Below are 12,169 nucleotides of genomic sequence, written 5' to 3' on the forward strand. Positions count from 1 at the left end.
TTTATATACTAAATAATATGATTTTTATTCATCGAATTTAAGTGTGAAGGTATGCCATTTTCGGTCATGCCACTGCACGGCCCCATCAGCATGTTTTGCCAAAATTTCGAAGAGGGGTTTTCGAATATGGTGGGGCAGGTCGTCCATCACACTTCGTTCATTATCGAAGCGCAGTTTTAAGATTTCAGGATGGGGCTTGGCCATTCTTAGGCTATGCTCGTTCTTCTCGATCAACCCTTTCCCAACTAACAGGTAGTACAAATGTGAGGCATCGCTTCCGATTTGTTTGACACTTCGGGCCGATAGCGCCTTTAACCCTTTTTCAATCTGCGCTTCGGTATACCCGCATCGTTTAGGGTCTTCGTCCAACACTTTCAGCATTCCTATGATACGTCGGCATTTTTCACAATTGCCACAGGGCAACATTCTTCCGTTTTCTTCATGCGCGGCATGGCAAGATACTTGTTGGGCCTGTAATTCGGGATAACGTTTTACCAGAACCTTCAAAATCAGCAATTCGGAAAGACTTCGCAAAATGGAATATTGGTATATGTTCCAGCCTTTCTTTTTATAGTATCGGGTCAATGCATTGTCAAAATATTTACTTTGGTCGTATATCGCATTATAGTGTGTAATACCCTCATGGTTGCCCTTTACCGTGGTATCATACTCATTGCCGATAAGTACATTGCCGATATGGCGTTTACGAACGATGGGCAAGGTTCCAAAAAGGAAAACGGCTACCGTCCAAAGTCGAATGGGATATATATCGGCCCTGATGTTCTGAAAGTTCTCTTTTATAAAAGGCATCTGCTTCACCATCCAGTTGAAGATGCGATCACTATTACACCAAGGCTTTGCGGTATTCGGTTCGGTGGCCTTATAATATTTGTGCGAGTTGATCGCGGTAAACCAATGCCGGCCAGCTTCATTTATGAATATAGGATGGGCCTCCCCTATTTCCTTGATTATACCGTAGGTCAAAAGACTGTCCTTACCACCGCTACTCAAGATCGCATAGGAATTCAACTCGGTTTCGCCTGATTTCCTTTCGAGTTTCAGCTGGGCAAAATCCGAATTGGTGAATACGATTTTGGCAGCGGTATAACGCTCCATTTTTTCAGGTTTTATCGCATCGAAAGGAGGTCTTAGAAATTCATTTTTATGTAAGAATTTGTTCACCAGGATTTCCCTGGAGGTATTCTCCATCATATCCCTTAGGAAACTTTTGTCGGTATCGTCATAGAAGCCATCGAATTCAATGGTTTCGAAAAAGAGTCCATAATTCAGCGCCACCTGGGCCATCATCATGGAGGCCAAATTCACATCCTCTGGATTCTTTTTATCAAAATAGGGAGCATCATACGAATAGATCAATTCGTTCGTAACGCTGGTACCATCCCGTTTTGAAACCGTATAGACTGCTTTGACCCTTTTGGGTTCTATGCTGATCTTGTGTACCGATAGTTTTTCAAAAACAACCAAAGATCGAATCGATGTCATTTTAATTGTTCCTTTAAAATGGAAACCAGCTGATCTGCCCCAAAACGCAGCACATCATAGGCGGGCAATTTAGTCTCCAAGGTGATGTTCTTACAAGCTTCCAATATTTCTTCATCGCTTTCCATCAAATCATGGTTCACAGTAATGGCGATTACCTTTTTACCGGAAATCACTTCCACCGCATTGATCTGTTCCTTTAGGGAATGGAGTTTGTACCCCGGGAAACCATCATATTCGATACGCTTAGGAGCATGCTGCATGATCACAAAATCGGGTCGCCCAGCTGCCAAAATCTCGAATCCCCCAGGATAGGCCGGATTCATAAGACTCCCCTGCCCTTCAATGACGATCACATCAGGGTCTTCATTTTCGAACGCACTCACCACGGCATACTCTATTTCACCAGATACAAAATCGTTGATACAACTATCCATGACCATGCTATATTTGGCACCTTGCATCCATGCGGTCTGCCCTGTCCCGATCATTTCAGCCTTTAGACCTGCCTTGCGAAAGGCATGGACAATAATCCAAGCCGTGGTGCGCTTTCCGAGGGCGGAATCGGTACCCAAAATGGCTAGCTTTAAACAATCAACCTTTTCAATATCCCCTGTAAAGAAATGGAGCGTATCACGATCGGGTGTCTTGCGGACATCGCGGATGCGACCGCCATTTTCGTGGCCCAATTTTACCATCTCGGGGTCATTGGTCAGAAAATCATGTAACCCACTATCAACATTCCATCCTTTCCGAAGTGCTTTTTTAATAGTGCCCTTAGCCTCTGACGGCAGACGACCTCCGTCTGGAGCAAGCCCGATTACCAGCGTTTTTGGGGTGTTCCCAGATTTTGAAAGGGCCTTTGCAGCCTCGTCAATGGATGCGAAAATGGGAATCCCGTTCGCTTTTCCATCCAGGACTTCACCGGCGTCCTGTCCCGCATATTTTGCGTCCAAAACGCCAACTACTTCATAGCGCTCCGTAAAACGTACAAGGCCATGGGCTGTCTTACCATTTGGGGTATTGAAGGCACCTTCACAATATACCAGTGCCTTACCATCTATTGTTTTTTTCATATTCGCTTAATTTTTTGCAGTCAACACCGCCACGAAACGGCCTGGTTCAAAGTTCAATTTTTCATCCATTTCCAAGAGGGCAATCAAGCCGGCCGTTGCGGCCGGAAGTATTCTAAACCCTTCTTTCCTGGCCAATAAAGAGGTCATTTCCTTCATTTTACGATCGCTGATGTTAAAAGCCTCTCCTTGGGATTCCCGGAGGGCATATAAGGCCTCCTCCCCGTCAAAACTATGCCAGTTGATCAACGGTTCGTTATATTTTGTTTCTTTTATGGCTTCCGGATTCAAATCCTTACAATGATCCAATCCCGATAAGAAAGATTGCACTATGGGGTTCTTACGGGTCGAGGAAGCGGCGATCATTTTAGGTATTTGGGAGGTTTTCCCCCTTTTATACAAACTCACAAAGCCACGATAAATTCCTGCCATCAAAGTCCCGTTCGAAACCGGTACCGCACAATATTTAGGGGCATCTCCCAAATCCTCATAAATCTCCATGGCAATTTGCGAATAGGCCGATATCTGTAATGGGGTATTCGAACCCCCAGGATTGGCATCGTACCAATCGTTTTCCAAGGCCAGTTCAGTACTCCGTACCACCACATCCTCATAACTTCCTGGCAGCCTTATGATCTGTGCACCTAAGGCTTCCATTTCCACTATGCGATCGGTGCTATAACATTCGGGAATATATATCTTACATTCGATGCCTGCCAAGTTGGCTGCCAAAGCAACAGCAACCCCATAGTTGCCACAGGTAGCCAAGGAAACAACATCGTATTCCCTTCGAAGGGCGTCATAAATCTGGGCAAACGCAATGCGGTCTTTTTGGGTACCCGTGGGGTTATCCCCTTCATATTTTATATACAACTGTCGAATCCCGAATTCACGTTCCATGGTTTTCGCACGGTTAAGACCGGTATCACCCACTTCCAAATTTATAATGTCTTCATAGGACTCTAGGCGATCTACAAGCGATTTGTTCTTGTCCTTGACAAAGGCACTTAATTCGTTGGCTTCATCCGAAACTTTATTTTCAGCGGTTTTTACTCCGTCTTTAAGATTCATTGTTCCTATTTGATTAACACCTTTAAGGTATGTATTTTTTTATTATTATTCCTTTATTCATAACAATCCATTCCATGGTACAAATTCGGGTGCATAGGTACTGAATTTATGAATTGCCATCTTAAAATTTAACGTTCCTTTTTATTGAAATTAAACTAAGAATATTGCCCTATATTTCAAGGGGATTGCATACGGCTTGTGGGCCTAGGGCCGTCTATTCGGGCAAATCCCCGAAAATGACTAACCCCCCTTTTATAACCTGCTGGCTTTGCGCCTTTTATATCTTCTGATATCGTTATAAAATATTGCTAAAAAACTACAATGTATCAAAAAAATGCACTTCATTTGTGGTGCATTTTGGCAAGGCTGATCTTGCCTTTTGTCTACATATGGAATCAATAGCGCCCTGCCTGTTCCCAGGTATTTGGAACAGGAATTCAAAGTCTTCCGTCTTTCTTAAAAAAAGCGGGCAACAGCCTATCCCCGGAATCTGGGTTCTGGAATGGTTCATTCCTAGTATCGGCAATCTTATGGCAAGGTAAACCTTCACTTAAAGGTAGGATTTTGGAATGAAGTCTACCTTAACCCTGCATCTCATTACAAGCTTATTCATCCTATAATTTAATTTAAACATTGCATTATGAAAACACTATTTATTACGTTATTGCTACTTGTTTCAGGGCTTAACGCCCCAGTTATCCAAGAATCGGAAAAAGTGAACGCCACCTTTGAAGGCGTTGAGGACGGTATTTACTATTTTACGGATACCGATGGGTTTTCGATTGAATTCGAGCATATTTCCCAAGATGCCTTAGATAGCATTGACCTATCCGATGATACCTATAAGGGCAAAATGTTCTCCGTTACCTATGTCTCCGAAACCGAAATCGATGAAATGGATGAGGAAATCGTGGTAAATACGATCATTGCCTTAAACATGTTACAATAACCAGGAAAGGGGATTTAAAAAGTATTGACCATAGTCGTCAGAAGGAACGAAGTAATCTGTAAATTGCTGTATATCAAGCTATAAATTACATTACTTCGTTTCTTCAAACGTATTATTTTGACTTTTTGGATTCCCCTTTCTTGGTTTTATCAGAAGTTCACTACAGCGTATTACTGTTCAATTTCAAGCGGCACAACCCATAATTAGCCAATTCTTTTTATTACTTTGCGCTTGAAAACAAAAAAATAAAAATGGTAGTTCTTGGTATTGATATTGGAGGTTCTGGAATGAAGGGCGCATTGGTGGACTCCCTTACGGGTGAAATGTTGACCGAGCGCCATCGAATACCAACCCCACCCTCTAGAAAACCGAAGGAAATGGCCCAAGTGGTCAAAGAAATCGTAGCCTTCTTCAACCACAAAGGACCTATTGGTGTGGGTTTTCCTACCGTCATAAAAAATGGTATCTGTAAATCACCCGGAAATCTGCACAAAAAATGGTTGGGCGTAAATGTACGGGAATTGTTCGCCGATGCAACGGGCCTTCCGGTAACCGTGCACAATGATGCCGATGCCGCAGGATTTGCCACCATGAACTATGGTATTGGCAAAGGTAAATTGGGGCTTGTGATCATGATTACCATCGGTACCGGATTGGGAAGTGGGGCATTTTTGGATGGCGAGCTCATCCCCAATTTTGAAATGGGCCAAATTCCCTATAAAAAGTATTCAAAAATCGAAGAGTGGGCGTCGGCTGCTGCCAAGGAGCGGGATAATTTATCCTATGCGAAATGGGGCAAACGATTTAATACATTTTTGGGATTGGTCGAGTTGCTGGTTTCCCCGGATTGTATCATCCTCGGTGGGGGTACCTCTAAAAATTTCGATGAGTTCAAGGATTATATCACGATCGATACCCCGGTCATTCCGGCCGAACTGCGTAATGAAGCCGGTATCATAGGGGCTGCGGCTGCCGCGATGCATCAGGCTCCTAAAGATTTTGTCAAAGAATAAATCAATAAAAATCAATAAAAAAGGCCCTGACTTACCGTCAGGGCCTTTTTTTATGTACGGTATTTATATCCTTACGCGATTTTATTCCGTTTACGATCTACTTCCGTCAAATAAATCTTTCTCAAACGAATGTGTTTGGGAGTAACCTCAACATATTCGTCTTTTTGAATGTATTCCAAGGCTTCTTCCAGGGAAAATTTAATGGCAGGCACAATCTTTGCCTTGTCATCCGCTCCTGAAGATCGTACGTTTGAAAGTTTCTTTGTTTTGGTGATATTTATGGTCATATCATCTCCACGTGAATTTTCACCAATAACCTGACCTTCATAGATATCCTCACCTGGATCTACAAAAAACTTACCCCTGTCCTGTAATTTGTCAATGGAATAGGGAATGGCTTTCCCCTTTTCCATGGAAACCAAAGAACCATTTTGACGTTGCGGTACATCCCCTTTCATGGGTTGGTATTCAAAAAAGCGGTGTGCCATAATGGCCTCACCTGCAGTAGCCGTCAATAGTTGGTTTCGTAACCCTATGATGCCTCGTGAAGGAATAAGGAATTCGCAATGCATGCGATTGCCCCTAGCCTCCATACTGGTCATTTCACCTTTACGTATGGAAACCATTTCAACAGCCCTACCGGATACTTCCTCAGGCAAATCTATGGTCAGTTGCTCAACAGGCTCACATTTCACACCATCAAATTCCCTTATAATAACCTGTGGTTGTCCTATTTGTAATTCGTAACCCTCTCTTCTCATCGTCTCGATCAATACGGAAAGGTGTAGGACCCCACGACCAAAAACCATGAACTTATCGGCACTATCGGTCGCTTCAAGGCGTAAAGCCAAGTTCTTTTCCAATTCCTTTTCCAAGCGCTCCTTAATGTGTCTCGACGTAACGAATTTACCATCCTTACCAAAGAACGGACTGTCATTGATCGTAAACAACATACTCATCGTTGGTTCATCGATGGCGATGGTCTTCAAGCCTTCCGGATTTTCGATATCGGCAATCGTGTCCCCGATTTCAAAACCTTCCAGCCCCACGATGGCACAGATATCACCGGTGACCACTTCCTTGACCTTTAATCTTCCCATTCCTTCGAATGTAAAGAGTTCTTTTATTTTTGATTTTACAATGCTCCCATCCCTTTTTACCAAGGATATCTGTTGTCCTTCCTTCAAACTTCCTCTTAGCAACCTTCCAATGGCAATTCTTCCGGTAAAGGATGAGAAGTCCAAAGACGTGATCAACATTTGTGTATTTCCCTCTTTGGGTACAAATGTGGGAATATGCTCTACGACCATATCCAATAATGGTTCTATGGAATCGGTTTCGTTCCTCCAATCATCGCTCATCCAATTGTTCTTTGCAGAACCATAAACCGTAGGAAAATCCAATTGCCATTCCTCGGCACCCAATTCGTACATCAGATCAAAGACTTTCTCATGTACTTCCTCTGGAGTACAGTTTTCCTTATCAACCTTATTGATGACCACACAAGGTTTCAACCCTAAGTTAATCGCTTTTTGCAGTACAAATCTTGTTTGTGGCATAGGACCTTCGAACGCATCTACCAACAACAACACCCCATCGGCCATATTCAATACACGCTCTACTTCCCCTCCAAAATCGGCGTGACCCGGAGTATCGATTATATTGATCTTGGCACCTTTATAGTTAACGGAAACGTTTTTTGAAGTTATGGTGATTCCACGTTCGCGTTCAAGGTCATTATTATCCAAAATAAGATCGCCCGTATTCTGGTTGTCCCTGAATAGGTGGCAATGGTGCATGATCTTATCTACCAAGGTCGTTTTACCGTGGTCTACGTGTGCGATAATCGCGATATTCTTTGTTGTTGACATAACTTATATTTAATAGCGCTGGCTATTTTCAGCGCGCAAAGGTACAGCTATTTTTTGCATTGCAGCATAAGGTAATGTTATTTTTATCTTATTGATTATGAGGGAGTTTCTTTTGTGGCTCTTGTCGCGTATAAACCCACTTCAAGGCTTTTCGCTGATTTTGGTCCAAAGGGAATGTGGTCAAAGGACAAGCCCTTTATCCCCGAAAACGTTCAATGACGGCTGCCCGATTTACCGCTCGTCGGCAGAAGGACCATAACTTCCTGGTACGAAAATATCATTTAAACGGTAATACACCCCCAACTGGGCACGATGGTGGGTAATTTGATTCAAGGAATGGCGTATGGCCCCATATTTTGACCATTTTTGAAAAACCATGGCCCCTTGGCGAATATCCCACGTCCCGTCCAATTGTGCCAAGGTTACATTCTTCAGGGTTTCAGCTCCCTTTTTATAGTCATTTTCTAGCTTTTGTTGCAATTCTGCTTTCGTCTTGATTTCGGGTTGCGAATAAGGCGTAACAGCAAAATCAAGGAATTCGGTATCCATAATCGTCTGGGGCCAAGCGAATATTTCGACAACATGCACCGCTAGTGTTTTCATGTCCATCGATTTTTTATGGGGCTTCCAGTCGTTTTTGGTATCGGGGTAATGTTCCAAAAACTTTTTTGTGGTTTCGTATTCGGATCTCAATTCTTTTTGAAGCGTATCAATGATGTCCATACCGTTTATATTTAATGTATCGTTTAAACTGTGAATGCTCATGGTATTCATGGGTAAGTTAAAAAACCTAAAACAAATCTTTGTTAATCTTTTTATAACAATACCAATTTCGGGACTTGCCTTGTTACAATGGTGGTAAAATGCCTTATAAACCGATAGAAATTTTATCTTTGAAAAAAGAACGGTATGCAATTAGACCTAATTCCCCAACTTAAACATACAGCTGCGAATAACTTTTTTTTGCTCTGTGGACCATGTGCCATTGAAGGTGAGGAAATGGCCATGCGTATTGCCGAAAAAATAGTCACTATAACCGATAAGCTTCAAATTCCCTATGTTTTTAAGGGAAGTTTTAAAAAAGCCAATCGGAGTCGGGTGGATTCCTTTACGGGTATTGGGGATGAGAAAGCCTTGAAGATCTTACGAAAGGTCTCGGAAACTTTTAAGGTGCCTACCGTGACCGATATCCACGAAATATCCGATGCAACCCTAGCTGCCGAGTATGTCGATGTGCTACAGATACCCGCTTTTTTGGTTAGACAGACCGATTTGGTGGTCGCAGCCGCAAAAACCGGGAAAGTCGTCAATTTGAAAAAAGGGCAATTCATGAGCCCAGAGAGTATGAAGCATGCTGTGACCAAGGTAATCGATTCGGGCAACCAACAGGTCATGATCACCGATAGGGGCACCATGTTCGGCTATCAGGATATGATCGTGGACTTTAGGGGAATACCGACCATGAAGCAGTATGCGCCTGTGGTGTTGGATGTCACCCATTCCTTGCAGCAGCCCAACCAGTCTTCGGGAGTCACCGGAGGACGACCCGACATGATCGAAACCATCGCCCGGGCCGGAATCGCGACAGGGGTTGACGGCATCTTTATGGAGACCCACTTTGATCCCTCGATCGCCAAGAGTGATGGGGCCAATATGCTGCATTTGGATCATCTGGAAAAAGTATTGACCAACTTGGTGGCCCTGCGAAAAACTGTGAATCAACTACAATAATCAGCGCAAAAAGAAGTTAGGTTTAAAGCACCAAACCCATCGTATAATGCGCTTTAGTATTGTGTTCTTCGTGTTGCTTTTCAGCAACATTGCAATCCTTATCGGACAGGATAAGATCAATTTCGGAAAACTCTCAACCACTGAAAAAGCTTATAAGGCTTATGAAAAGGATTCAACCGTTCATGCCGTGGTACTTTATGAACGGGGAGACAATTATTTCAAAGTGGTCGATAACCGCATTCGGCTTTTCAAGGAATACCATGTCAAAATCAAGATACTTGATGAAAACGGATTTGGGGAAGGTAAGATTTCGATCCCTTTTTACCACAATGAATCGGCATCGGAAAAGATCATCGAAATACGGGCGATTACTCATAATGGGCCAACGGCCCTGAACGTAATGCCTGATCAGTTCTTCGAAAATGATATTTCCGAAAAATGGACGGAAAAGGTATTTACGTTTCCCAAACTTCAAAAAGGCAGTATCATAGAGTATTATTATAAGCTCTCTTCCCCCTTTATCTATAATTTCAATGGATGGGCATTCCAATCCTCGATCCCAAAGGTGTATAGTGAGTTCAACGCTAAAATTCCTGGATATTATCGGTATAATCGAAGCTTGATCGGAACTTTGAAGTTGAGCACCAATGATGCGACCATCAAGAAAGACTGTTTTGAGGTTCGAGGTAGTGCCAATGAGGTAGATTGTGAGGTTTTAAAGTACATCATGAAAGACATTCCTGCATTCGAGGCAGCGGAGGATTATATGTTGGCCGCTTCGAATTATATTTCAAGAATCGATTTTGAATTATCGGAACTCCTACACTTGGATGGTACGGTTGATAAGTTCACCAAAACATGGAAGACTGTCGATCGGGAATTCAAGACCGATAAGGATATTGGCAAGCAATTATCAAAAAATAATTTCTTTGAAAAGAATGTTCCGGAAAATCTCTTAACGGAAGGTACCCCATTGGAAAGGGCAAAAAATATCTATGAGTTCGTCCGGGACCATTATACATGGAACAAAGAATTCGGGATATTTCGAAAGGCCCGGGTCAAGGAAGCCTTTGACAATAAGGTTGGCAATGTTGCAGAAATAAATATGTCATTGATCAACCTGTTATCGGCGGCAGGTATCGATGCCAAATTGATGTTATCTTCCACTCGACAGCAAGCCATGCCAAAAACTTCGCATCCGATCATGTCAGATTTCAATTATTTTATCGCAAAGGTTCGGATTGACGAAAAAGACTACCTCTTGGATGCCACTGATAAATTCATTCCTTTCGGTATGTTGCCTTTTAGGGCCCTCAATCATTACGGCAGGGTGATGGATTTCAAAAATGAGAGTTATTGGTTCGATATTGTTCCTTGGCAGAATAACAGGTACCAAGTTCGGGGAGAATTGAACTATGATGTTGAAAATGATAAGGCCTACGGCACATTGGCCATTACGAATCTCGGATATAATGCCGTCGATTTACGAAAAGAGATCGCTTCGCGTTCGGAAGAGGCCTATTTGGAGAACATCGAAGATGCCTTTACCGGGGAATTCAACATTACCTACTATAAGGCTTCCAAAGAACGAAGCAATGAGCAAAGCGTATCGGAACGCTTCAAGTTTGAATCTGAATTTGATATTAACGGGAGTATGGTGTATGTGAATCCATTCTTCATCCGCTTTTTCAACCAGAACCCCTTTACCGCCGAAAACCGTGATTATCCCATTGATTTTGGCTACCCAAGGAATTACAGATATCAAATGAACCTGAACATCCCCGATGGGTATACGGTTTATGAACTTCCCGAAAATCAGGTCATCAATCTGGGGGAAAAATCGGCCTCATTAAAATTCTACCATCAGCAGACAGCGAATCAGGTCTTGATCTCTTTTGATCTGGAGCTGAACACCACCCATTTTATACCAGAAAACTACGACGGCCTTAAGCAATTGTTCAAGCATGTTACCGATATACAGAAAAATTCCTTAGTGGTCCTTAAAAAGGAATAGGGGCTTTTTGAAGATCCCGTCGAAAATGCCGCTTTTGGTTTTCCGCTCTTAAGGGAACGATACGTTCACCGGAAACCCTTCCCCTAACAGGCAGGCCCCGGTCATAGCCTCGCGGCATTCTTTTCTAACAATTTCCTCTGCGACCCCATACTTCTTGATTCTATTTCCAAAACTTTTTGTCCCTGACCGAATAGGCATCCTTCAGCACGTCAATAAGAATACCATCATTGATCTCCTCTAAGGTCCTATAACGCAATGAGCGCATCATCTTTCTCCCAGCAGTGGTCATTTTATCGAGATGCACTGTTAGATGATTGGCATGCCAAAATCCCACATCGACATAATCCTTTGATTGATTTAAATAGCAAAACGGCCTGCCCTTGATATAATAAAAAGGAATCCGGTATTTGTATTTTAAATCAACCTCGGGAACCGTAGTTTCTATGACCACTTGCACATGCAATAAGATAGCCCGAAAGGGTTCCTGTTGGTTTATGATATAGGACTCGGCGGGATTCATAGGAATAAATGTATCATTTCTTAAGGAAATCCAACCCTTTTTAGTAATTTGAACGGGTACTTTTGGGTACCATTAGATTCCACTTTAAACATGCTTCTATGATCAGAATAGTTACGTTGGCCGTTACGATTTTAAGCCTCTCCATGGTTTGTGCTCAAAGCCATACCCATCAAAGCTCCAAAGCACTAAGCTATCCAACCATTCCGGGTTATGTGACATTAAAGGCCGATTTGCACCAGCATACCGTTTTTTCCGATGGTAATGTTTGGCCCACCATTCGCGTACAAGAGGCGTTGCGCGATAATCTGGATGCCATTTCCCTAACCGAACATTTGGAATACCAGCCCCATAAGGACGATATTCCCCACCCCGATAGAAACAGGGCCTATGCGTTGGCCTTGGCGGAAGCAAAAGACCATGATTTGCT

At 42.8% G+C, this 12,169-nt stretch carries 10 protein-coding genes and 1 pseudogene; 5 read left to right on the plus strand and 6 right to left on the minus strand.

All coding sequences use genetic code 11. The annotated features are described in order from the left end of the window. Positions 1-24: 24 nt before the first annotated feature. The 3 genes from WBM98_RS05340 to WBM98_RS05350 are packed head-to-tail and all read right to left on the minus strand — an operon-like array spanning position 25 to position 3,644. Entirely contained in the window at positions 25-1,503 is a 1,479-nt protein-coding gene (locus tag WBM98_RS05340) for a hypothetical protein (RefSeq protein ID WP_424364998.1), read from the minus strand. Then, positions 1,500-2,576: a DUF1611 domain-containing protein gene (locus WBM98_RS05345; RefSeq protein ID WP_424364999.1), complete on the minus strand. Its 1,077-nt coding sequence runs from the start codon at positions 2,574-2,576 to the stop codon at positions 1,500-1,502. Before WBM98_RS05345 ends, WBM98_RS05340 begins: the two co-directional genes overlap by 4 nt. Before the next feature lie 6 nt (positions 2,577-2,582). Then, positions 2,583-3,644 (minus strand): pyridoxal-phosphate dependent enzyme, encoded by a 1,062-nt coding sequence (locus tag WBM98_RS05350; RefSeq protein WP_424365000.1) that lies wholly within the window; start codon positions 3,642-3,644, stop codon positions 2,583-2,585. 640 nt (positions 3,645-4,284) lie between these two features. Between WBM98_RS05350 and WBM98_RS05355 the strand changes: the two genes are divergently transcribed. Together WBM98_RS05355 and ppgK are read left to right on the plus strand one after the other, a co-directional pair. Beyond that, positions 4,285-4,593 (plus strand): hypothetical protein, encoded by a 309-nt coding sequence (locus WBM98_RS05355; protein WP_424365001.1) that lies wholly within the window; start codon positions 4,285-4,287, stop codon positions 4,591-4,593. A gap of 251 nt (positions 4,594-4,844) precedes the next feature. Beyond that, a complete protein-coding gene (gene ppgK / locus WBM98_RS05360) occupies positions 4,845-5,606 on the plus strand; it encodes a polyphosphate--glucose phosphotransferase (protein ID WP_424365002.1) in 762 nt (253 codons plus the stop codon). Positions 5,607-5,677: 71 nt separating this feature from the next. Here ppgK and typA read toward each other — a convergent pair whose 3' ends face one another. Together typA and WBM98_RS05370 are read right to left on the minus strand one after the other, a co-directional pair. Beyond that, positions 5,678-7,477, minus strand: coding sequence for a translational GTPase TypA (gene typA, locus WBM98_RS05365; RefSeq protein WP_424365003.1), 1,800 nt, complete (start codon positions 7,475-7,477; stop codon positions 5,678-5,680). Positions 7,478-7,708: 231 nt separating this feature from the next. Next, on the minus strand, positions 7,709-8,200 hold the full coding sequence (locus WBM98_RS05370) for a DinB family protein (protein ID WP_424365004.1): 492 nt from the start codon (positions 8,198-8,200) through the stop codon (positions 7,709-7,711). A 186-nt stretch (positions 8,201-8,386) separates the two neighbouring features. On the opposite strand from WBM98_RS05370, the gene kdsA reads away from it, so the two are divergent. Beyond that, the gene (gene kdsA / locus WBM98_RS05375) at positions 8,387-9,208 is read left to right on the plus strand and encodes a 3-deoxy-8-phosphooctulonate synthase (protein WP_424365005.1); all 822 of its coding nucleotides are present in this window, start codon (positions 8,387-8,389) and stop codon (positions 9,206-9,208) included. 46 nt (positions 9,209-9,254) lie between these two features. Further along, complete coding sequence (locus WBM98_RS05380) at positions 9,255-11,222, plus strand: DUF3857 domain-containing protein (RefSeq protein ID WP_424365006.1); 1,968 nt, start codon at positions 9,255-9,257, stop codon at positions 11,220-11,222. Between the two features lie 160 nt (positions 11,223-11,382). Here the strand turns inward: WBM98_RS05380 and WBM98_RS05385 are convergent, their stop codons facing one another. Beyond that, positions 11,383-11,742, minus strand: a complete 360-nt coding sequence (locus WBM98_RS05385) for a DUF1801 domain-containing protein (RefSeq protein ID WP_424365007.1) — start codon at positions 11,740-11,742, stop codon at positions 11,383-11,385. A gap of 98 nt (positions 11,743-11,840) precedes the next feature. Between WBM98_RS05385 and WBM98_RS05390 the strand changes: the two are divergent. Further along, positions 11,841-12,169 (plus strand): annotated as a pseudogene (locus WBM98_RS05390) (Sb-PDE family phosphodiesterase); the annotation flags it as partial.

The organism is Maribacter sp. (genome assembly GCF_049667165.1).
Taxonomy (GTDB): domain Bacteria; phylum Bacteroidota; class Bacteroidia; order Flavobacteriales; family Flavobacteriaceae; genus Maribacter_A.

Coding starts and splice junctions, on each gene's coding strand:
- WBM98_RS05380 (WP_424365006.1), top strand. CDS start 9,255: ATGCGCTTTAGTATTGTGTTCTTCGTGTTGCTTTTCAGCAACATTGCA.
- kdsA (WP_424365005.1), top strand. CDS start 8,387: ATGCAATTAGACCTAATTCCCCAACTTAAACATACAGCTGCGAATAAC.
- WBM98_RS05370 (WP_424365004.1), bottom strand. CDS start 8,200: ATGGACATCATTGATACGCTTCAAAAAGAATTGAGATCCGAATACGAA.
- WBM98_RS05385 (WP_424365007.1), bottom strand. CDS start 11,742: ATGAATCCCGCCGAGTCCTATATCATAAACCAACAGGAACCCTTTCGG.
- WBM98_RS05345 (WP_424364999.1), bottom strand. CDS start 2,576: ATGAAAAAAACAATAGATGGTAAGGCACTGGTATATTGTGAAGGTGCC.
- WBM98_RS05350 (WP_424365000.1), bottom strand. CDS start 3,644: ATGAATCTTAAAGACGGAGTAAAAACCGCTGAAAATAAAGTTTCGGAT.
- ppgK (WP_424365002.1), top strand. CDS start 4,845: ATGGTAGTTCTTGGTATTGATATTGGAGGTTCTGGAATGAAGGGCGCA.
- typA (WP_424365003.1), bottom strand. CDS start 7,477: ATGTCAACAACAAAGAATATCGCGATTATCGCACACGTAGACCACGGT.
- WBM98_RS05340 (WP_424364998.1), bottom strand. CDS start 1,503: ATGACATCGATTCGATCTTTGGTTGTTTTTGAAAAACTATCGGTACAC.
- WBM98_RS05355 (WP_424365001.1), top strand. CDS start 4,285: ATGAAAACACTATTTATTACGTTATTGCTACTTGTTTCAGGGCTTAAC.